The 21,146-nt window shown below is 66.2% G+C and carries 19 protein-coding genes and 1 pseudogene; 12 read left to right on the top strand and 8 right to left on the bottom strand.

All coding sequences use genetic code 11. The features are described 5' to 3' along the window. Positions 1–29 precede the first annotated feature (29 nt). From AC6UAL_RS01970 to AC6UAL_RS01955, 4 genes are all read left to right on the top strand, one after another. A complete protein-coding gene (locus AC6UAL_RS01970; RefSeq protein ID WP_500681675.1) occupies positions 30–2,066 on the top strand; it encodes a putative Na+/H+ antiporter in 2,037 nt (678 codons plus the stop codon). A gap of 132 nt (positions 2,067–2,198) precedes the next feature. Beyond that, positions 2,199–2,792, top strand: a complete 594-nt coding sequence (locus tag AC6UAL_RS01965; RefSeq protein WP_500681674.1) for a riboflavin synthase — start codon at positions 2,199–2,201, stop codon at positions 2,790–2,792. Positions 2,793–2,882: 90 nt separating this feature from the next. Beyond that, on the top strand, positions 2,883–3,392 hold the full coding sequence (locus AC6UAL_RS01960) for a hypothetical protein (protein WP_500681673.1): 510 nt from the start codon (positions 2,883–2,885) through the stop codon (positions 3,390–3,392). Between the two features lie 151 nt (positions 3,393–3,543). After that, a complete protein-coding gene (locus AC6UAL_RS01955; RefSeq protein WP_500681672.1) occupies positions 3,544–6,060 on the top strand; it encodes a M16 family metallopeptidase in 2,517 nt (838 codons plus the stop codon). Positions 6,061–6,197: 137 nt separating this feature from the next. Here the strand turns inward: AC6UAL_RS01955 and lpxB are convergent, their stop codons facing one another. After that, on the bottom strand, positions 6,198–7,370 hold the full coding sequence (gene lpxB / locus AC6UAL_RS01950; protein WP_500681671.1) for a lipid-A-disaccharide synthase: 1,173 nt from the start codon (positions 7,368–7,370) through the stop codon (positions 6,198–6,200). A gap of 115 nt (positions 7,371–7,485) precedes the next feature. On the opposite strand from lpxB, the gene AC6UAL_RS01945 reads away from it, so the two are divergent. The 3 genes from AC6UAL_RS01945 to AC6UAL_RS01935 all read left to right on the top strand — a co-directional run bounded on the left by AC6UAL_RS01945 (position 7,486) and on the right by AC6UAL_RS01935 (position 9,451). After that, the gene (locus tag AC6UAL_RS01945; protein ID WP_500681670.1) at positions 7,486–8,166 is read left to right on the top strand and encodes a DedA family protein; all 681 of its coding nucleotides are present in this window, start codon (positions 7,486–7,488) and stop codon (positions 8,164–8,166) included. A gap of 137 nt (positions 8,167–8,303) precedes the next feature. Continuing rightward, positions 8,304–8,981 carry a hypothetical protein gene (locus AC6UAL_RS01940; protein WP_500681669.1) on the top strand — a complete coding sequence of 226 codons (678 nt, stop codon included), beginning with the start codon at positions 8,304–8,306 and terminating at the stop codon, positions 8,979–8,981. An 80-nt stretch (positions 8,982–9,061) separates the two neighbouring features. Next, positions 9,062–9,451: an FtsB family cell division protein gene (locus AC6UAL_RS01935; RefSeq protein ID WP_500681668.1), complete on the top strand. Its 390-nt coding sequence runs from the start codon at positions 9,062–9,064 to the stop codon at positions 9,449–9,451. Positions 9,452–9,829: 378 nt separating this feature from the next. Here AC6UAL_RS01935 and AC6UAL_RS01930 read toward each other — a convergent pair whose 3' ends face one another. Continuing rightward, entirely contained in the window at positions 9,830–10,081 is a 252-nt protein-coding gene (locus tag AC6UAL_RS01930) for a hypothetical protein (protein WP_500681667.1), read from the bottom strand. Positions 10,082–10,108: 27 nt separating this feature from the next. Beyond that, positions 10,109–10,738 (bottom strand): thiamine phosphate synthase, encoded by a 630-nt coding sequence (gene thiE / locus AC6UAL_RS01925; RefSeq protein ID WP_500681666.1) that lies wholly within the window; start codon positions 10,736–10,738, stop codon positions 10,109–10,111. 131 nt (positions 10,739–10,869) lie between these two features. Between thiE and AC6UAL_RS01920 the strand changes: the two genes are divergently transcribed. The 3 genes from AC6UAL_RS01920 (at position 10,870) to AC6UAL_RS01910 (ending at position 13,690) form a co-directional block, all read left to right on the top strand. Then, the gene (locus AC6UAL_RS01920; RefSeq protein ID WP_500681665.1) at positions 10,870–12,309 is read left to right on the top strand and encodes an MATE family efflux transporter; all 1,440 of its coding nucleotides are present in this window, start codon (positions 10,870–10,872) and stop codon (positions 12,307–12,309) included. After that, on the top strand, positions 12,302–12,907 hold the full coding sequence (gene rdgB / locus AC6UAL_RS01915; protein WP_500681664.1) for an RdgB/HAM1 family non-canonical purine NTP pyrophosphatase: 606 nt from the start codon (positions 12,302–12,304) through the stop codon (positions 12,905–12,907). Before AC6UAL_RS01920 ends, rdgB begins: the two co-directional genes overlap by 8 nt. Before the next feature lie 360 nt (positions 12,908–13,267). Continuing rightward, positions 13,268–13,690, top strand: a complete 423-nt coding sequence (locus AC6UAL_RS01910) for a hypothetical protein (protein WP_500681663.1) — start codon at positions 13,268–13,270, stop codon at positions 13,688–13,690. A gap of 230 nt (positions 13,691–13,920) precedes the next feature. Here AC6UAL_RS01910 and AC6UAL_RS01905 read toward each other — a convergent pair whose 3' ends face one another. Beyond that, the gene (locus AC6UAL_RS01905) at positions 13,921–15,915 is read right to left on the bottom strand and encodes a hypothetical protein (RefSeq protein WP_500681662.1); all 1,995 of its coding nucleotides are present in this window, start codon (positions 15,913–15,915) and stop codon (positions 13,921–13,923) included. Between the two features lie 168 nt (positions 15,916–16,083). Between AC6UAL_RS01905 and prfB the strand changes: the two genes are divergently transcribed. After that, a protein-coding gene (prfB, locus tag AC6UAL_RS01900; protein WP_500681661.1) for a peptide chain release factor 2 occupies positions 16,084–17,197 on the top strand; the annotation gives its coding sequence in 2 pieces (ribosomal slippage) (positions 16,084–16,170 and positions 16,172–17,197; 1,113 coding nt in all). A gap of 161 nt (positions 17,198–17,358) precedes the next feature. Continuing rightward, a pseudogene (gene trmD, locus AC6UAL_RS01895) lies at positions 17,359–18,069 on the top strand (tRNA (guanosine(37)-N1)-methyltransferase TrmD); the annotation flags it as partial. Between the two features lie 134 nt (positions 18,070–18,203). Here the strand turns inward: trmD and AC6UAL_RS01890 are convergent. The 4 genes from AC6UAL_RS01890 to AC6UAL_RS01875 all read right to left on the bottom strand — a co-directional run bounded on the left by AC6UAL_RS01890 (position 18,204) and on the right by AC6UAL_RS01875 (position 21,093). Beyond that, positions 18,204–19,262 (bottom strand): uracil-DNA glycosylase, encoded by a 1,059-nt coding sequence (locus tag AC6UAL_RS01890; RefSeq protein ID WP_500681660.1) that lies wholly within the window; start codon positions 19,260–19,262, stop codon positions 18,204–18,206. 65 nt (positions 19,263–19,327) lie between these two features. After that, positions 19,328–19,813 (bottom strand): hypothetical protein, encoded by a 486-nt coding sequence (locus AC6UAL_RS01885; RefSeq protein ID WP_500681659.1) that lies wholly within the window; start codon positions 19,811–19,813, stop codon positions 19,328–19,330. A gap of 90 nt (positions 19,814–19,903) precedes the next feature. Next, positions 19,904–20,401, bottom strand: coding sequence for a tetratricopeptide repeat protein (locus AC6UAL_RS01880; protein WP_500681658.1), 498 nt, complete (start codon positions 20,399–20,401; stop codon positions 19,904–19,906). Continuing rightward, positions 20,398–21,093, bottom strand: a complete 696-nt coding sequence (locus AC6UAL_RS01875) for a MarC family protein (RefSeq protein WP_500681657.1) — start codon at positions 21,091–21,093, stop codon at positions 20,398–20,400. Before AC6UAL_RS01875 ends, AC6UAL_RS01880 begins: the two co-directional genes overlap by 4 nt. Positions 21,094–21,146: the final 53 nt, after the last annotated feature.

The following is a 21,146-nucleotide window of genomic DNA, read 5'->3' as shown; positions in this document are numbered from 1 at the left end:
GCTATCTTAGCCGCGAATTAAGTTTTACCATGATGAGGACGACACTGCTGCACCCCCTGCTACTGGGCATCGCCTTCCTGTTCGGAACGGCTATGGCGCAAGAACCCTCCGGCACGCCGATCATCGAGCCAACGACGCCCGCCACTCCCCCCGCAAGCCTCTCGGATCCGGCGGGAGAGCCCCTCGATACCCCGCCCGCCGCAGCGGCCGCAGCTCCCGGCGAGGCGAGCGGCACGGCTCCCGATACCGCACCCGCAGCGGCTTCCGGCGGCATGGTTGACGAGCAGCGGCTCCGAGCTCTCGAAGCGGAATTCGCCCTCAAAGTCGACCTCATTCGCTCGCTGAACCTGCCGGACAATGCACGCAAGGCCCTGCTGGCCGCGGCCGTCTCCATGTCCTACGAGGACCTCAAAGACTACGTCTCCCAGCCCCACCACGCCTACGACGGCCACACGGCACTCGAACACGCCGCGATGAAAGTCAGCGTCGAACCGCCCCTGCACGGCAAGGTCTGCCCCGACTGCGGCGAGGAGTGCCTCAACCTCAACCCGAACAGCGCCACCCCGGCCTGGACGCACCACTACACGGGCAAGGACGCCCAGTACAGCCGCTTCCCGATTCCGCTCAAGCTCTACGCCCACGCCGAAGAGGGCATGGGGCTCTGGGAGAAACTCTGCCACCGCGTCGACGTCGATCCCTTCAACCTTGCCTCTACCATCATCTTCTTCTGCGCCATCATCCACACCTTCCTCTCGCCCTTCTTCCAGCGCATGGCGCACCGCTTGGAGCAGCGCTACAAGAACAAGCTGCGCGCCCAGCGCTTCCGCATCCTGCACCCCGAGCAGCGCATGCCCGTCTCGCTGGGAGCGACGGTCTGCCACTTCCTCGGCGAGGTCGAAGTGGTCTTCGGCCTGTGGATCATCCCCTTCGTCTTTGTCTGCGCGCACTACTACTCGATGGAGGATTTCCTGCGCTACATCGACCACGACACCAGCTTCACCGAGCCTCTCTTCGTCGCCGTCATCATGGTCATCGCCTCGTCGCGCCCCATCTACCGCCTCGCTGAAAACACCCTCAAGCTGGGCGCCTCGCTGGGCAACGGCTCGCCGGCCGCTTGGTGGCTCTCCGTGCTCTGCATCGCGCCGCTGCTCGGTTCGTTCATCACCGAGCCGGCAGCCATGACGCTCGCCGCCATCCTGCTCTCGAAAAAGATCTACCAGCTCAAGCCCAGCAGCTCGCTCTGCTACGCGACCATCGCTCTGCTCTTCGTCAACGTCTCCGTCGGCGGCACCCTGACGCACTTCGCCGCGCCGCCCATCGTGATGGTGGCGGGCAAGTGGAATTGGGACATGGCCCACATGTCCCTGGAGTTCGGCTGGAAGGCCATTCTGGGCATCTTCATCTCCAACATCATCTACTTCTTCATCTTCCGCAAGGAGTTCGCCCGCCTCGCCGAGGTGCAGCGCATCAACAACAGCTTCGACAGCTCGGTGCCCACCTCATGGGAGGATCGGCAGGATGTCATCCCCACCTGGGTCTACATTGTCTCCATCCTCTTCTTGGTGTGGACGGTAGTGTTCTCGCACCACCCCGCCATCTTCATCGGCGGCTTCATGTTCTTCCTCGGCTTCACCATGGCGACGCCGCAGTACCAGAACGCCTTCTCCATCAAGGTGCCGCTGCTGGTGGCCTTCTTCCTCGCCGGCCTGCTCATCCTCGGCGGCGTGCAGGGCTGGTGGATGCAGCCCGTGCTCCAGAAGCTCTCCGAGCTGGGCCCCGAGGCGACGATGGGTCTGGCCAGCGTGCTGACGGCCTTCAACGACAACGCGTCGGTGACCTTCCTCGCCAGCACGGTGCCCGGGCTGGAGGAGCACATCCGCTACGCCATCGTGGCCGGTGCCGTGACGGGCGGCGGTCTGACGGTGATTGCCAATGCGCCCAACCCGGCCGGGCAGGCGATTCTGGGCAAATACTTCAAGGGCATCAGCGCGCTGAAGCTCTTCCTGTGGGCCTTCCTGCCCACGCTCATCATGTTCCTGCTCTTCAACTTCATCTACTTCGAATAAAGATTCTCTCGCATCGAAACTCTCTCGCATCGAGACCCCCTCGCATCGAGGCTCGCTTGAATCAAGACCCGAGCCGGCGGCGCCCGCCGCACAACAAGGGCGCCCCGCTCGGGCACACACGAAAGACACACTATGTTTACCGGACTTGTTGAATGCACCGGCACCGTCGTCAGCCTGACGCCCGTGGCCGGAGGTGCGCGCTGCGCGATAGAGATTCCCTTCGCCTCGGAACTGGCTCTCGGCGACTCCGTGGCCATCAACGGCTGCTGCCTGACGGTGGACCGCATCGAGGGCAAGCGCGTCGAGTTCGATCTGCTCACGCAGACGATGCGCGTCACCTCGCTGGGGCAGCTCAAGCCCGGCAGCATCTGCAACCTCGAGCGCGCCATGGGCGGCGCAGGCCGCTTCGGCGGGCACTTCGTCATGGGGCACGTGGATACGACGGGCGAGGTCGTGAGCATCGAGCCCGTCGGGCAGGATCACATGGTGCGCGTGCGCATCCCGCGAGAGTCGATGAAATACACCATCGACAAGGGCAGCATCGCCATCGACGGCGTGTCTCTGACCATCGCCAACATCATCGGTGATGACACGCTGGAGTTCTGGATCACGCCGCACACGTGGCAGCGCACCGTCATGCACGGCTACGCGCCCGGCACCGTCGTCGACGTCGAGGTGGACATGATTGCCAAATACGTCGAAAAGATGTTTGCGGCCCGCGGCTGAGGGAAAGGGCAGGCGCCCGCTGCCGGGCATGATGAGCCCGGCAGGCGGCGGGCTTGACGCAGGGAGGCTTCTCGTGGCAAGCTGCCTTGCATGGGATTCTCAACAGCTATTCTCACGGCCGCCTCGGCTCTGCCCGGGGTGATGCAGGCGGCCGCTCAGTATCGACAGGGCAAGCAGTTGCAACAGGCGGCCGATCTTCAGAGCCGCCTCGATGAGCAACAGGCCTCGGCCATGCAGGATACGGCTCTGGAAAATCAGCGCCGCGCCGCGCGCAACGCCCAAGCCGAAATGGGGCAGGCACGCGCCGATGCCGCAGCCTCGGGGCTGGCATCGCAGGGCAGCGTGACGGTGAGGGAGCGCGATCTGGCGACGCGCCTGAGCGATTCGATTGCCAACAGCACCAACGAGCAGCTGCAGCAGGTCAACAGCCTGCGCGCGCAGAGCGCCTACAACACGCAGGATCTCCGCAACCGCGCCGCTCAGGCGAAGACGGGGGCGTTCAGCTCGCTGCTCGGCAGCGTCTCTTCCGGCCTCAACACCTACGTGACGCAGAGCCGCCTGAGCCGCGCCGATGAGCAACAGCGCTCGAGCCTGCGCTGAGGCGCGGGCAGCCGCTGCGTCTCTGTAACGCAGATGAAATGACGAGACGCGGGCGAAGGCTTCGCGTCGCGGGCGGAGGCGTGGGGAGACGAGCCTGGGCGCGGCGGGCTTTGCGCTTGCACCCGGAGCCGGGCTGTGGCATACTCGCCCCATGCTCCATCGGCTTCATCACTGCGTCAACGGCTGCACGGCCCTGCTCAGCCCCTCATCCGCCCACCCCGTCATCTCGATACAGTTCTGGGTGCAGGCGGGTTCTGCCGGCGAGGCCGAGCACGAGGGCTCGGGCATCTCGCACCTCTTGGAGCACATGGTGTTCAAGGGCACGGAGGAGCTCAGCGGGCGCGAACTCAACGAGCGCGTACCCGCTCTCGGCGGCCTGTGGAACGCCTACACGAGCAGCGACCGCACCGTCTACCACATCGACGGCCCGTCGGAGCACTGGCGGGAGTTTTTGCATTTGCTCACGCAGCTGGTCTTTCACCCGAGCTTCCCGCGCGAGGAGTTCGAGCGCGAGCGCGAAGTCATCCGCCGCGAGATGGCCATGTATCGCGACGACCCGCAGGATGCCGCCTACCGCGCCCTCATCGGCACGCTGTTCACGGCGCACCCGCGCCGCCTGCCCGTCATCGGTGAGCCCGAGCTCTTCGACGCGCTGAGCTACGAGGACATGGTCAACTACCACCGCAGCCGCTACGTGCCCGGCAAGGTCTTCATCTGCGCGGCGGGCGACCTCGATGCCGCCGCCTTCTTTGCGGCAGTCGACGAAGAGATGCGCGACCTGCCGGCGCGGCCCCTGCCCGTGCTGCCCCGCCCCGAAGAGCCCCGCCAGTGGGGGCCGCGCGTGACGCGCCGCGAGTTCGACCAGCCGACCTCGACGCTGATGCTCGCTTGGCGCATTCCGCCCTCGACACACCCCGATGCCGCCGCGCTCACGCTGCTTGCCTCCGTGCTCGGCCAAGGGCGCGCCGCTTGGTTTTACCGCCGCTTTCACGATGAGCTCGGGCTGGCCTACGACCTCGACGCCACCGTCATCCCGTCGCGCGACGGCGAGGGCGCTCTCGTGATTGAAGCCGATGTCGAGCGCGAAAAGCGCGAGCAACTGCGCGACGAGCTGCTGGCCTGCATCGCCGAACTGCCGCAGCGCTCCTTTGACGAAGGCTGCCGCCGCGCCCTGCGCCAGCAGCAGGCCGCCCGCCTGCGCGGGCTCTCGACGGTGCAGGGCTGCGCCGCCGCTCTGGCCGCCTCTTGGCACTTCACGCGCAACCCGAACAGCGCGGAGGAATGGGCCGCCGCCCTGCAGCGCGTGCGCCCCGAGGAGCTCGCCGAGGTCGCCGCGCGCTACCTCACGCCCGAGCGCCTCTGCGAAGTCACCGTCGACCCGACGGGCACCCTGCCGCCCGAGGAGGAGTCGCCCGCCGCTCTGTCGCCGAGCGGCCCCGAGCTCTTTGAGCTGGCCAACGGCCTGCGGGTGGTGATTCATGCCGATCGGCGCGTGCCGCTGAGCTGGGCGACCATCGTTTTCGGCGCGGGCTGCGGGACGGAGACGGCGGAGAACGCGGGCATCAACGCTCTGCTCTCGGAGTGCATGCTCAAGGGCACGACGAGCCGCAGCGCGGGCGAGATCGCCGACGCGGTTGAAAACATCGGCGGGCTCATCAGCAGCCAAGCCGGCAACAACAGCCTGAGTTTCTCGGTGCACAGCCTCGCGCAGGATCTGCCCGTCTTCCTCGAGCTGCTGGCCGACGTCGTGCTGCACCCCACGCTGCCCGAAGAGGCCGTCGCGACGGAGAAAGAAGCCATGGAGGCCGATATCGAGGATGCGGAAAAAGAGCCGGCCACGCTCGCTCTCCGGCGCATCCGCGAGGCCTGCTTCGGCGAAGCTTCGTACGGCCACCACCCCGACGGCACGGTGCAGAGTGTGCGCGGCCTGACGCGCGAGGCTCTGGCGGCGCAGCATGCGGCGCTGGTCTGCGGGCGCAACGCCGTGCTCTGCCTCAGCGGCGATGTCGACGCCGCCGCCGTGCGCCCGGAGCTTGAACGCCTTTTTGCCGCCATGCCCGCCGGGCAGCCGGCGCGCCGCGTGCCGACGCCGCAGCAGCGCGCCGGGCGCCACTGCCTCACCAGCGACAAGGAGCAGGCGGTGCTCGCACTGGCGGTGCCGGGGCTGCCGGCCGCCTCGCCCGACCTGCCCCTTCAGTTGCTCTTTGAGGAATGGTGCCGAGACATGGCCGGCCCCATCTTTTCAGAGATACGCGAGAAGCGCGGGCTGGCCTACTACGCCGCGGCCACTTCGCTGGCGGGCATTGACGCGGGCTGTCTCATCTTCTACTGCGGCACCTCGCAGCAGCAGCTGCCCGAAGCGCGCGAGGCTCTGCTCCGTTGTCTGGAGCGCCTCGCGGATGAGGGGATGCCGGAGGCGGATCTGGAGCGCTCGCGAGCCACGCTGCTCTCGTCGCGCCTGCTCTCGCTGCAATCGGCCGGGCGCCTCGGGTCGGCGATGGCTCTCGATACGCTGCTGGGATTGGGGGCGGATTACAGCGAGCGCGTGCCCGAACTGCTGCGCGCCGTCACGCCCGAGCAGATCAACGATTTCATCCGCCGCACGCTGCGCGGCACCCGCACCGAGCTCTGCGTGTGCAAGGCTCAAGCCGCAGCTGCGCTGAATTGAACAGACGCGCTGAACTCAACGGCCGCGCCGCTCGTTGCACCGCCCCGTTCAGCGCGCCGCTTGATTCGATGCGCCGCGCCGTTCGTCGAGCCGTTTGGTTTGACGCGTCGTTCAGCCTGACGCGCCGCGCCGTTTGATCAGTCGGACGCGCCGTTCGGCTCGGGCAGCCAGCGCGGCGTGATCGGGCGGAAGTCGGGGCTCATCATCGCCAGCACGGCTTCCGCGGCCTTGGCGGCGGCACCGCCGTAGCCCAAGGTCGCGACGGAGGCCTGCATCTCGCGCAGCACGGCAGAGCGAGCCTCGGGCTGCATCAGGCGCTCCAACTCGGCGAGGCAGGCGGGGGCATTGAACTCGTGCTGAATGAACTCGCGCACCACGGGGCGATCGACGAGGATGTTGACGATGCCGATGAAGCGGATGGTCAGGATGAGGCGACCGATCATGTAGGTGCCCCAAGCCACCTTGTAGACGAGCGCGAAGGGCAGCTCGTGCAGAGCCGCCTCCAGCGTCGCCGTGCCCGAAGTCACGAGCGCGGCCTCGGCGCGATCCATCAGGTCGTGGTAGCTGCCGAGCTTCACGTTGACGAGGGCGGGATTCACGCCGGCCTCGGCGAGCATGCTCTTCATGAGCGCCTCCATCTTCGGCGAGCTCGCCGAGGTCTCGAAGCGCCACTCCGGGTGGAGCGTCTGCGCGGCCTTCACGACCTCGAGGAAGACGGGGAAATGCCGCTCGATTTCGCGGCGCCGCGACCCGGGAAACAGACCGATGAGGTTTTTCTCGCGCACGCCGAGGCGGCGGTGGGCCAGAATGTCGTCCACCAGCGGATGGCCGACGAACTCGGTGCGCAGGCCGGCGTCCTCGAAAATCGGCTTCTCAAAGGGGAAGGTGCAGAGCATGAGGTCGAGGATGCGGGCGAGCTTCGGCACGCGGCTGCGGTGCCAAGCCCAGACCATGGGGGCGATGAAGTAGGCGATTTTCGTGCGCGGCGAGAGCCGATGCACGCGCTCGGCGAGGCGCTGGTTAAAGCCCGGGTAGTCGATGAGGATGAGGGCATCGGGCTCATCGGCGACGATGCGCTGCGTCATCTCATCGAGGCGGCGCAGGAAGAAACGCGCGTGCCGCAGCACCTCGACGATACCGATGACGGCGGCCTGCTCAACCCAGTCCTGCACGCCGGGCGCCAGCTCGTGCATGAGCGGGCCGCCGAGGCCGACGATCTCGAGCTCGGGTCGGCGGCGCAGCAGCTCGCGGATGAGCAGGGCTCCCTGTTTGTCGCCGCTGGCTTCACCGGCAATGACGTAAAACTTCATGTCCTCATGTTACCACGGCGCCTAAGGCTTGGCAAGTTCGGATTTCCCCGTCCGCATGCCGCATTTTTCGGCAGAAAACGCTTCACAAAGCCCTTCAAATTTGCATAATAGCCGCATGTTGCACGATTTGATCGTCACCTGGATGAGCTGGGTGGAGCAGTGGGGCTACTGGGGAGTCGGCCTGTTGATGGCCATGGAGAGCTCGATTCTGCCGGTGCCGAGCGAGGTGGTTGTGCCGCCCGCCGCCATCATGGCCGCGCAGCCGGATGCGCAGATGAGTTTCTGGGGCGTGGTCATCGCCGGCACCGTCGGTTCGTACGTCGGCTCGGTCATCATGTATCTCTGCGCCCTGCTGATCGGGCGCCCCTTCATCTACCGCTTCGGCAAGTATTTCTTTATGCCGCCTCACAAGGTCGAGAGTGCCGAGCTCTTCATGAAGCGCTATTCGACGGCGGGTATCTTCTTTTCGCGCTTCCTTCCGGTCATCCGGCATCTCATCTCGCTGCCGGCGGGTCTGGCGCGCGTCAATTTTCTGAGCTTCAGCGCGGCGACCATCACGGGCTCGGCGATGTGGTGTGCGGTGCTGGCTTGGTTCGGCGACAAGGTGGGCAAGGAGCATCCGAATATCCTCGCCTCCCCCGAGCAGCTCATCAGCGCGGTGAAGGCCGAGTCGCATCTCATTGTGCTGGCGGTGCTGATGCTGGCGGCGCTCTACGTGCTCATGAAGTTTCTGACGCGCCCGAAGAAGTCGATCGCCTCCGCCGAGCAAGCCGACGCTCCCGGCGCCGACAAATGAACGCGGCTGCGGCCGGGTCGCGCCGCGCCGGGTGCTGCGGGCAGCCGGGGCGCTGCAGCTGAGCGCCGCGCCGCAGGGCGCCGCACCCGCGCATCTTGCGCTTGCCAAACACGGTGTCGGCTGCTATACTGCGGGGCATGAAACCGCTGACCAAACTGGGCGAATATCAAACGGACGACGGCTCGCTCTGGGAGCTCTGGGAACGCGACGGCGTGCTCACGCTCCAGCACGACGGCATGCCCTGCGCGACTTCGTTCACGCACGGCAGCGAAGATTCGCTGGCCGAGACGGCCGTCTCGCCCATCACCCGCGCCGGCCAACCCTGCATCATGATTGCCGGGCTGGGGCTGGGCTACGGCCTCGCCAAGGCGATGCAATGCCTGCCCAAGGAGAAAGCGCGCTTCATCGTGGCCGAGCCGGTGGCGGCCGTTGTCGACTGGAACCGCCGCTTCGGTGAAAACGCTCCGCTCTGGGAAGACAAGCGCGTGAGCGTCGAGACGCAGAGCGCCGTTGAGCTCTGCCGCAAGCGCACCGGCTCGCTGCACGCCATCATCATGCGCCACAGCCACGCGCGCTGCGTGCTGAGTCTCGGCGATGCTCAGGCGCTTTTCAACGCGCTCAAGGGCGGCAGCCTGCTGGCCATCACGCTGGCCAAGCCCGACAAGCGGCTTGAGGGCACGCTGCGCAAGGCGGGCTTTGAGCTGAGCAGCCTGGCGGTGCCGGCTTCATCGAAGGGCAAGCAGCTGCGCTTCCACACGCTGCTGCTGGCGCGGCGCGGCCGCTTCGTTCCCTTTGCCGAGCGCGGCGCCAACTGATGGGTCTCGCCCCTCGCCTCCCCCTTTGCCGCCGGTTTCGCATGCGTTTTTTCGATTGCCCCACACCCGCCTGAACGCTCATGTTTCGATTCTTCCGCCGCCGCCGTGGCTACAATCTGCTGGAGCGCGAGATGCTTGCGGCTCAGCGCACGCGCGGTGTGCGCCAGCTGGTGTGCGTGGCTGCCGTCATCGTGCTGGTGATCGCGAGTTTCGTGGGTACGATGATCGTTTTATCACCTCTCTATGAGCTCTACGAACTGCGCGGGGAGCGGCAGTTCATGGAGGAGAAGCTTCACGAGGCCAAAATGAACGAGGAGATGCACCGCGATCACTACCGCTGGATGCAGGATCCCGAATACTTCGAGCAGATTGCCCGCGACCGAGCCAACATGGCCAAGCCCGGCGAGAAAGTCATCCGCATCTCCGAGCCCTCGCATCGCCCCCCGCGCGACGAAGCGCCGCTCGACTGAAGAGACTTGCAGTGAGCCGAACGGAGGCTGAAGTAAGGCTGAAGCGAGCCTGAGGCGCGGCGCGACCGAAGAGCGGCCGCTCTCATGCGGCGGGCAGCGTCGTTCGGCGGGCAGCGGCATGCGGCACGCAGCGGCGGGCACGCGGTGAGACGCTCATCCCGGCACCGCATGCGCGTGAGACGCCCTTTGACGCCCCGCACGCGGCGAGACGAGCCTCCCCGCGCCGCATGCCGTGAGACGCCCTTCCCCGAGCCGCATGCCCGTGAGACGCGCCCTTCCCCCCCGTCCCGCGCACAGCGAGACTCATCCCCGCGCCGCCCGGCGTCTCCCGCTCGGCGTCTCCCGCCCGCTGCGTCAGGCGCAGGTTCGCGGCGGCGCCTATATCAACTCCGCGAGATCGATGCCGAAGGCGAAGCGGAGGGTCAGGTAGATGACGCAGATCATGAAAAGCAGGGCGATGGCCTTGCGAATCGAGCGCAGCAGCGACCAGAACACGAGCAGCAACAGCGACGCCGTGCCGGCGTTGCCGGGCGCCGACCAGAGCTGCGACCAATCAACGGACTGCGTCAGCGACTCGACAAGCTGCACCGCCTGCGAGGCCGTCTCATCTGCCCGATGTTCCGTATTCATAAGAGGGTGAAAGCGCGCGGCGCGACTTCATGCCAGCAGCTTGATGACCTGCCGCGCAGCCCCCGCGATGTCGGCCTGCTGCAAGAGCCACGAGACAATCACCACGCGGCGGGCTCCGGCGGCAAGCACGGCCGGCAGCGTATCGCCGTTGATGCCGCCGATGCAGAACATCGGAAAATCGCCCAACTCGCGCTGCACCGCCGCCACATCCTGCAGGCCGATCGCCGCGCGCCCGGGCTTGGTGCCCGTCGGGAAGAGCGGGCCGAAGCCGATGTAGTCCGCCCCCTCCTCGCGAGCCGCCAGCGCCTGCTGCGGGCTGTGCGTCGAGCGACCGATGATCATCTGCGGCCCGACGATGCGGCGCAGCTCGGCGAGGGGGCCCGCATCCTGCCCGACGTGCACGGCATCGGCTCCGAGCTCGGCGGCGAGATCCGGGTAATCATTGAGCACGAAAAGAGCGCCCGCCTCGCGGCAGAGCGGCTGCATGCGCCGCGCCAGATCCCGCACCTCATCCCGGCTCTGCTTCTTGGCGCGAAGCTGGATGATGCGCACGCCGCCCTCCAAAAGCGCCGCCACCTTGCCCTCGAGTTCATCAGGGCGCATATAGCCCGTATCTGCAATGCCGTAGAGGCGACAATCGGCCGGTCTCATCTTCATGGCCCTATGCTGCCACAGACGGCCGCGCGTATCAAGCCGAAAAACACCCCGCAGCGCCCCCGCGGCGAAGTGAACCCTCGCGCGACTCAACACTTGACAATTTGAAACAAGAGGGGTATGTTCCCGGGCCTATGGCCAAGGATCAGATGCTCAAAAAGCTCGAAAAGGAGCCCATCGGACGTCTGCTGCTGCAATATTCTCTGCCGGCAGTTATCGGGCTTGCCGCCGTTTCCGCCTACAATATCATCGACTCCATCTTCGTCGGTCAATGGTGCAGCCCCTATGCCGTGGCGGCTCTCGGACTGATCTTCCCGGTGATGAACCTCACGGTTGCCTTCGGCACGCTCGTCGGCCTCGGTACGGCTGCGACGGCATCCATTACCCTCGGGCAGCACGACTACCCGCGCGCCTTCCGCGTGCTGGGGCACTGCGTGGTGCTGGGCATCATCACGGGTCTGCTCGTCGGCTGGGCACCGCTGCCGTGGCTGCATGAGATTCTCGCCTTTTTCGGAGCGCGGGGCGAGGCTCTGGAAGAGGCCTACAACTTCATGTATGTCATCATGCTGGGCTTCCCGGTGAGCACCTGTTTCCTCAACCTCAACCACCTGATGCGCGCCAGCGGCTACCCGCGCAAAGCCATGATGAGCCTGCTCATCACGATGGTGGTCAACCTCGCGGCCGCACCGATTTTCATGCGCGTCTTTGACATGGGAGTCGCCGGTGCCGCTTGGGCGACGATTGCGGCGCAGGCCGTCGGCCTCGTCTGGGTGCTGCTTCACTACTTCAACAGCCGCAACCTGCTGCACTTCCGCCGCGGCATCTACAAGCTCAACGGGCGCATCGTGCGCCGCATTCTCACGGTCGGTCTGCCGCCCTGCCTGCTCAACGTCTGCGGCTGCCTCATCACCGTGGTCTACAACCACCTCTTTCTCGAGTTCGACGGCGATATGGGCGTGGGTGCCTTCGGCGCCGTCAACCGCACGCTCTTCTTCTTCGTCATGATTGTGCTGGGTATCGCCCAAGGCGTGCAGCCCATTGCCGGCTACAACCTCGGCATGGGCAAATTTACCCGCGTTCGCCGCGTGCTCCGCATCGCGCTCATTGCCGCCTTCGTCATCTCGACGATCGGTTTCGCTCTCGTTCAGCTCTTCCCGCGCGAAATCCTCGAGCTCTTCGCCAAGGAGCAGGACGCCAACGCCACGAAGCTCATCGACTTGGGAGCCAAGGGCGTGGTGCTCTTCTCGTACTTCTTCCCGCTGGTGGGCGTGCAGGTCATCATCAGTAACTTCTTCCAAGCCATCGGGCGCCCCGTTATGAGTATCTTGCTGAGCCTGACGCGCCAGTTGCTCTGCCTGCTGCCCTGCCTGTTTATCCTGCCGCGCCTCTTCGGCGAAGACGGCATCTGGCTCTCGCAGTCGGTCTCCGACCTCATCTCCGTCGCTCTGAGCCTCGTGGTGCTGCGCCTCTACCTGAGCCACTACATGCCGAAGAAGGACCACGCCCTGTCGCGGATTCACGATGAGGAACCCGGCAGCGCCGAACCCCAAACCCCCGAAAGCCGCCATGCCTGACGCCCCCGAACGCATCCGCCTCATCATCGCCACGCGCAACGCCCACAAGGCGCAGGAGATTGCGGCGATGCTGCCGCCGCGCTACGAGGTGCTGACGCTGGCCGACTTCCCCGAGGCGCCGGAGGTTGAGGAAGACGGATCGAGCTTCGCCGAGAACGCCCGCCTGAAGTCCTGCGGCATCTCGTCCTGTCTGCCGGGTCTCGTGCTGGCGGATGATTCGGGGCTCTGCGTCGATGCGCTCGGCGGGGCTCCCGGCATTCATTCGGCGCGCTACGCCGGGGTGCACGGCGACGATGCCGCCAACAACCGCAAGCTGATCGACGAGCTGGCGGTGCGCCCCGAGGCGGCTCCGTACACAGCGCGTTTCGTCTGCGCCATGAGCCTCTCGGAGGGCGGGCGCGAGCTGGCGGCCTTCGAGGGTCGCGTCGAGGGGCGCATCACGCTCACGCCTTCGGGCGCGGCCGGCTTCGGCTATGACCCGCTTTTCATCCCCGAGGGCTATGAGCTGACTTTCGCGGACATGCCCGCCGCCGAGAAAAACAGCCTTTCGCACCGCAGCCGCGCGCTCGCGCAGCTCGCCGCCTATTTCGATCGCTAATGACGACGGCAAGCTCGATGATCAGGAGCGCGAGGCGATGAAGGCCGAGCGTGCCGAGCGCCGCGCCGAGCGCCGTCAGGGTGGTGCCCGCCCCGAGGCTCCTGAGGCTCCGCAGGCCCCCGAAGCTCCTCAGGCCTGAGTAAACAGACGAGCCGCCTCCGGCTCGACGAGGTCACATCCTCTGCAAGGGACGCAAGCTCTCCGCGAGCTTGCGTCCTTATTGTTCGGACGGAAAAAGTCAGCGATAGATAACGAAAAGAAAGTGTTTTACTTTGTGAACTTTTAGCTGTAGAATACGAGACGAAGCTGCGTTCTCACCAGCGAAGGGTTCAACGAAACAACCAAGCCCGATTCAAAACGATGAAACATTACCTCAAGATGATGATGATGATGGCCGGGGCTCTCGCAGCTCCGAGTCTGCTTGCCCCGTCGGCCGAGGCGGCTCCCCTGCCGCCGCCCCCCGGCGTCAACTCCTGCCCCGTGCATAAGTTCTATGTGCCCGAGTGCGGCAAATGCCAGCGCAATGCGGCGGCTCGCAGCCGCTCCTGCCCGGTGCATCAGTTTTACGTGCCCGAGTGCGGCAAGTGCCAGCGCAATGCGGCCGCACGCGGCTACAGGATTCTGCCGCCCGGGCGCCACGCCCGGCCGCTTCCTCCGCCTCCGCCCAAGGGTAAGCCGGCACCTCCGCCTCACAAGGGCAAGCCCCTGCCGCCGCCCCACAAGGGCAAGCCCCTGCCGCCGCCCCACAAAGGCAAGCCCCTGCCGCCGCCCCACCGTCACTGACGCCGCGGCTCTCTGAGCTGCGGAAGCGAAAGCGAGACCTAAAAGAGCTCATCCCCCCGCCGGAACACAAGGCCGACGGGGGGATTTTTGCTGCCGCCGGGCGCAGGCTGTCAGCAAGAGCGGCGCGGGGGTGCCGACGACAAGAGCGACGCGTCGGGAACCGCCTTCGGAATCGGCGCGGGGCGCTTCACCACAGCGGGAGCGCCGACGGGCAAGAGCGGGCGGGCGCTTCAGTAAGGAGGCGTCTCTCGCGGAGTCTCGCGGCCGTGGAGGTAGCGCACGATGCGGCTGACACCCGCGCCGTAGGGCGAGGCGAGACGGCGGTCGGGCTCCGAATCGATGAGCACGCCGCGGCGCTTTCTCCGGCAGTAGATCATCACGGTGACGACGAGGGCCGCCGCCAGACAGCCGAGCGTGATGAGCAGAGGGCGGTTCTGCTCATCGGTGAAAAAGGCGGTGAACTTCTTGCCGGTTCCGGCCTGCTCTTCTTCGCCCTTGTTCTTCATGGGCAGGTCGATCATGGGCATCTTCTCGTTGAGTTCGTCGCGGATGGGCTTGAGGTCGGCAGCCATCGGCGCGACGGATTGCTGCAGCGAGCGGATAGCGGCGATGAGCCCGTCGACACCGCCGCCGCGGTTCACCGCCGCGTCTCGCATGGCCAACAGCCAGCGGTGTCTCTCTTCATCGCTGACGCGCAACTCCTGCAAGCCCAGCTCCAGCTCAGCGGGGGCGCCGAGCGGGTAGCTGATCAACAGGGTGTATTCGCAGGGCAGCGAGGTGGTTCGCAGGAGGTTGGCGACCGAGAGCCCCGGGCCGAGATTCTGCCCGCTCTTGTAGACGACAACGTTGATGCGGTAGTTGGCCCGGGTGTTGACTTGAGAGAGCACGTAGAGCAGGTCGGCCTGCTCGACGGTGCTGAAGAGCTGCTGCGGGTCAATGAGCCCGTGCTCGGGGGGGCGGTTGTAGGCGCTCACGTAGCGCTCGGGCACGCTGCGGTCGCTCTCATCGCTCTGTCGGCGGCGCTCCGGAGCCTCGGGGGCGACGCGCCGCGCGGGAATCAGGGTCGTGTAGCCCTCGGCCAGCTCGCCGGACATGAGGCTGCGGTAATCCTCTTCGCGCCATGCGGGCGGCAGGTCATCGCCGCCCGCCGCAGCCGCCGGAGGGGCAGCGGGCGGATCTACCGTTGCCGCCTTCTCGCCCGGTGAGGCGGAGGCATCGGGCGCGGGGGTGTTTTCACCGAGGTCGGGATCGACAGCGACGTCTTCGCTGTCGGGGTCGACCGCCACATCCTCGCTGTCGGGGTCGACGGCCACGTCTTCGCTGTCGGGATCGACGGCGATATCTTCGCTGTCGGGATCGACGGCCACGTCCTCACTCTCCGGGTCGACGGCGACGTCTTCACCCGCCGACGCTGCCGACGACGGCGTCCGGGGGGCAGGCGCGGGCGCGGCGGCCGCGGGTTCGGCGGCGAGGCAACAGGCCAGCCCGGCACCGAGCAGCAGAGGCCAGGCCTCGTATTTGCACTGAAGCTTGTGGGTGATACCGCGGCTGCGCGACGCGATTTGCTTCACGGCGGCGCGCATGACGGTCTTGAGGCCGACGACGAACTCGCGCTCGCGGAAGCTCAGCTGCCCTTTGATGATGCAGGTGTTGATGCGGTCGGGATCCACGTAGGGATCGAGCATGTAGCCCCAGCTGAAGCAGGCGACTTCAAGCTGCACGTCGAGCACCAGCAAGAGCATCCACTCCTGGCGCACCGACGGCGGCAGAGGGCTGAAGCGATCCGCAAACAGGCTGCCGATGCCCCGCAGCATCTGCCGGAAGGGAGAGGGCTCGCGCCCGACGGGTTCGCCGGGCACGCGCATGCGAATCTCGGCGTTTTCAACGGGGTGTATCTTCTCGCGCTTGCCGAACGAGGGCTGGTGAATGCGAGCGTGGTTGAGGATCCAGTGGGCCAGCGAGCTGAAGTCCTGCTGCCTCCCTTTGTCCGTGATGAAGATACCGAGCGCGACGGGGCTGATGTTGCGCTCGATGCGCTCGAGGAAGTCGAGCATGTTTTGCCGCTGGTCGCATGTCAGAGCCCCGGCGGCGTCGAGCACGCGCGGAAACTCGACGCGCCCGCGCCCGAAGAGCCGATCCGCGCGCCGCAGACTGTAGCCGCAGGCAGGGCATTGATCCAAGGCTCCGACGTGTATGGAGGCAAAACATTTCGGACAGATCGGCACGCAGCAACTATAGCGTTTTTTTGCGCCCGCGTGAAGTCTAAACGGCGTCACCACCCGCACAAAATCACCGAACGAGCACGGGATGAGGGGCTCGAGACGCACGGCGCCGTGCGCTGCACCGAAATAACGTTGACAGCGGGGCGCGCCGGCGCTATACTCCTCTCCCGTATGGAGAACCAGACGACCAATATCGATCTCTCGGCGCTCGACACGGCCGCCATGCGCAGCCGTCTTTCCGAGCTCGGGAGCTATCTTTGACCTCGAAAGCCTTGAGAAGAAAGTCCGCGAGCTCGACGAGCGCATGAGCGCGCCCGATTTCTGGGATGACCCGGCGGCGGCTCGCGCTCTGATGAATGAGATCAACCCCCTCAAACGCCGCTTGGAGCAGTATCGCGCTCTGGAGAAGAGCCTTGAAGATGTCGACGTCGCCATCGAGATGGCGCGCGAGGAGCCGGAGATGGCTCCCGAGGCCGATGCGGAGTACAAGGCTTGGGTGAAGAAGCTCGAGGAGTTTGAGCTCATCACGCTGCTCAACGGGCCGCACGACAGCGCCGGTTGCTACATCACCATTCACGCGGGCGCCGGCGGTACGGAGGCCTGCGACTGGGCGAGTATGCTCATGCGCATGTATCTTCGCTACTGCGAGCGCCACGGTTTCACCACCGAGATTATGGAGAGCACCGACGGCGATGAGGCCGGCGTGCGCTCCGTGACCATCAAGATTGAGGGTGAGTACGCCTACGGTTACCTCAAGAATGAGCGCGGGATTCATCGCTTGGTGCGCATGAGTCCCTTTGATGCGGCCGGCAAGCGCCATACGTCGTTCTGCTCGCTGGATGCGACACCCGATATTTCCGACGATATCGAGATTGAGGTGAAGGATGCCGATGTGAAGATGGACACCTACCGCTCGGGCGGCAAGGGCGGCCAGAACGTCAACAAGGTGGAGACGGCCGTGCGCCTGACGCACTTGCCCACGGGTATCATCGTGGCCTGCCAGACGCAGCGCTCGCAGCTCCGCAACCGCGAGGAGGCTATGCGCATGCTCAAGGCGCGCCTCATTCAGTTGGAGGAGGATCGCAAGCGCGCCGAGGCAGACCGCCAGTACTCGGAGAAGGGCGATATTGCTTGGGGCAACCAGATTCGCTCCTACGTCTTCCAGCCCTATCAGATGGTGAAGGATCTTCGCACGGGTGTGGAGTCGGGCAATATCCAGGATGTGATGGACGGCAACATCGACGCTTACATCGAGGGTATGCTGCGCCACAACGCCAACGCCTGATGCTTGCGCTCGCGGCACCGCCGCCGTCGACCCCTTTCAGAGAGCGGGGCGATGCGCGGCGCGGTGCGCGCGGGTGGGCTCGTGCGCGCGGTCTCTGCAGCTGTGCGCGGGCCGGGCGAGGTTGATGATGAGCTTGTTGATGACGGCGAAGGAGGGTGCTGATGCTTGAGATTGATGTTTTGACGCTTTTTCCCGAGATGATTACCGGCCCGCTCTCGCAGAGCATTATGGGCCGGGCGAGCGATCACGGTTTGATTTCGGTGCGCGCGCACCAGCTGCGCGATTGGACGCACGATAAGTACCGCCGCACCGATGACTACCTCTGCGGGGGCGGCCAGGGGATGCTGATGAAGTGCGAGCCGATTTTTGAGGCCATTGAGCAACTGCGCCGCGAGCACACGCGCGTGATTCTGATGACTCCCCAAGGGCGCGTGTTTCGCCAGTCCGTCGCCCGCGAGCTCGCCGCGCCCTGCATGGAGGGCGGTGACGCGCACTACATCATCCTCTGCGGCCACTACGAGGGGGTCGACCAGCGCGTGATTGATACGCTGGTGGATCTCGAGCTCTCCATCGGCGATTATATTTTGACCAACGGGGCGATTGCCGCCGTGGTCGTGATTGATGCGGTGGCTCGCCTGCTGCCGGGCGCTCTCGGCGATGATCGCAGCTCGGTGGATGAGTCCTTCGCCGACGGCTTGCTGGAGGCTCCGGCCTACACGAAGCCGAATGTGTTTCGCGGTATGGAGGTTCCGGCGGTCTTCCTGTCGGGCAATCACCGCGCGATTGCCGAGTGGAGGCTGGAGCAGTCGCTGGCTCGCACCCGAGCCAACCGCCCCGATCTCTACGAGGCTTGGGCTGCCGCGCATCCGGATTTCTTCACCAAGAAGCGCAAGCGCGTGCCGCTGACCGGCTACAAGAAGCGACCGGAGTCTTCGCAGCAGCCGGAGTCGCAGCAGCCGGAGTCGCAGCAATTGGAACCTCCGCAGCAGCCGGAGGGCTGAGGGCTTCACCCCCGCCGCGCGGGCAGAAAGTATCCTCGTTGTTTGTCGCTGATGGGCAGCTGCGCCATCTGCATGACGCGCAGCATGTCTTCCCAGAGGTGGCGGCGTTCGCCCAAGTCGGCGGTGCGCAGCAGGTAACTCGGGTGGTGCGTGACGATGACGGGGATGCCTCGGTAGCTGCCGGGCTGCTCTCGGTATTCGGCCAAGGGCAGTTTGCCGCGCTGCAACAGCCCGCGCGCGGCAATGACGCCCAGCGCCACGATGACTTTCGGCTGCACGAGCCGGAGCTCGAGGTCGACGACGCTGAGCGAATAGAGAATTTCACGCGTCGAGGGCGGGCGCGTGTTGATGGTCTGCCGCGGCATGGCCGGGCGGAATTTGACGAGGTAGGTGATGTAGACGTCGCTGCGGCTCAGGCCCATGGCACGCAGGATGCCGTCGAGTTTTTCACCGGCTTCCCCGCCGAAGGGTTCACCCTTTTGTTCGTCGACGTAACCCGGCGCATCGCCGACGAAGACGATGTCCGCGCGGCGGTTGCCGATGCCGAAGACGGGTTTGCGCCGCAGGGTGCCGAGCTGTTGCAGGGGTTTCCAAACGGGCAGGAGGCGCTCGGTGAGCTCCCAAGTCTCCTCGGCGCTGCTGCCGCCCGGGCGGAAGAAGGGGATGTCCTCTTCCTCGACCTCGGGCGGGCTCTCGGGGTCTTGCATGGCGAGCCGACGGAGCCCGGCGGGAGTGAGTTCGTCGTCCGGCGCCTGCGCGGCAATCGCGCCGTCCGGCGGCACGGCGCCGCCTGCTGCCGGAGGCGGCGGGGTGGCGGCGCTGCCGGGTGCTCCGGGTGCGCCGAATGTGCCGGGTGCGCCCGCCTGCGCTTCCCCTTGTGCGGCGGGGGCGGGCGGTGGCGATTCCGCGCGGCCGCGAGCGGCGGTGCCGCCCCGCTTTTCTCCGCGCTCGGCGAGCATCCAGCCGCGCAACAGGGCGCGAGCCTCATCATCGACGGCGAGCTTCGTACAGCCCCCGAGGATGTGATTTTGCAGCCAAGCGGTGATGAGTTGTCGGAGGGTCACGCGGTCGCGGTGGCGTTGTCGGGCAGAGCCGGAGTCATGCGTTGCGGCGCAGGCAGGTCGGCGGCTCAGCGCAGGGTGAAGCTGCCGCTGCCCGCGGCGCTCGTCTTGCCGGAGGCATCCTGCCGCTTCATGGTGTAGCTGCCTTTGCCGGCGCCGTCGAAATAGAGCTCATAGACGGCGCTGCTCTCGCGCCTGCCGTAGCGCATGGTGAGCACTTCGAGCGTGGCGCGCTGTTTATCGCAGCGCTTGTAGGTGCTGCGGACGGTCTGATCGCCGTTCTGCGTCTGGGCGATGTTGCCGTTGAAGGTGATGCTCTGCGAGAAGGCGCTGACGCTGCTGTCGGCCTCGTTTTGCTCGCTGCCGCTCAGTTCGATGACCTGCCCGCGCGAAAGCTTGCGCGGCGCGTCGCTCTCAAAGAGCTGGGCGGGGTCGATTTCTCCCAGAGCCGCGCTGCCGGCCGAGGCGGCGGCCTGCGTGGCCAGCAGACAGGAGTTGAGCGAAAGGGCGGCGGCACCGCTTACAAGGGCAATAAGACAGGGCATGAGTTTCATGGCGCGGCAATCGTACTCGCGCACCCTGCCCTTGTCAAGTTTTATTCGGGCGGGAGAGGCCGCGCCCGAAGGGCTTTGCCGCGAGCGGCTTCAACGCGCGCGGCCGAGCTTCAGCAGGGCGTCGCCCGCCCGGCTTTCGCCGAGGTAGGCGGCGCGGCGGTACCAGTAGGCGGCCAGTTCGCTGCTGCGCGGCGCGCCGCGTCCTTCGGCGAAGCAGTCGCCGAGCTTCAGAGCGGCGGCGGCGTGGCCGCGCTCGGCAGCTCGCTCGAAGCAGGCGACGGCTCCGGCGGGGTCGCGCAGGCAGCCGATGCCCTTGAGGTAACATTTGCCCAGCTGGTAGAGCGCGTCGGTGTCGCCCGCGCGCGCCGCGACGTCGAAGAGCTCGACGGCGCGCTCGTAGTTGCGGGCTTGCCCCCTCCCGCGCATCAGGCGATGGGCGAGGCGCATGCAGGCGGCCGTGTCGCTCGGGGCGGGCTCGGTCGCCACAGGGCAGCTCTCCGGCGCGGGGACGGCAGTCTCGGCCGCCGCATCGGGCCGCAGCTCCGGCGAGGGGACGGCAAAGTCGGGTCGGTCGGGTGCGGGACTCATGCGGCGCCGGGGGTTGCGGGGTTATCGGGCAAGGGAGCGGCCGTCGGCACGGGGGCGAGGGGTTCGGCACCGGGCACGCGGAGGTGCTCGATGTAATCGGTGATGCCGTTGAGAATCATTTGCACGGCGATGAGCACGAGGATCATGCCCATGAGGCGCGTCACCGAGAGGATGCCCTTGTCGCCGATGCGGTTGAGGATGCTGTTCGAGAAGTAGAGAATCACGCTCTGGATCAGCCAGGCGAGCACCAGCGAGATGAAGCCTTCGATGTGGTCGTTGACGGTGACGCACATGGAGGCTTTCATCATGATGATGGAGATGGCCGCCGGCCCGACGATGAGCGGCACGACGAGCGGCACGATGAAGGGCTCGGAGCTCACGCTCTCATCGCTGTGCGTGCCCATGACGTTGACGGAGGGGAAGACCAGCCCGATGGCGATGAGGAAGAGCATGATGCCGCCCGTGAGGTTCAGCGAACTGAGGCTGATGCCCAGCAGGCCGAGGATGTAGCTGCCGACGCAGGAGACGACCAGCAGCAACAGCAGCACGAAGAAGAGCTCGCGCAACAACACGAAACGCCTCCGCGAGGGCTCCACCTGCTGCAGCAGGCTGCGCACGAAGGGGGCGTTGCCGAGGGGGTCAAAGACGATGACGAGCGTGAGGGCTTGCGCGAGGATGAGTTCCCAGTCCATGAAGGCAGAAAGGGCGGAGCGGGCAGGAGCGGCGGTGTCTTGCCGCGCCGCCC

The organism is Candidatus Parakkermansia intestinigallinarum (genome assembly GCF_944389695.1).
Taxonomy (GTDB): Bacteria; Verrucomicrobiota; Verrucomicrobiia; order Verrucomicrobiales; family Akkermansiaceae; genus Akkermansia; species Akkermansia intestinigallinarum.
The sequence above is the reverse complement of the archived record's forward strand: the minus strand, read 5'-3'. Positions and strand labels throughout refer to the sequence as shown.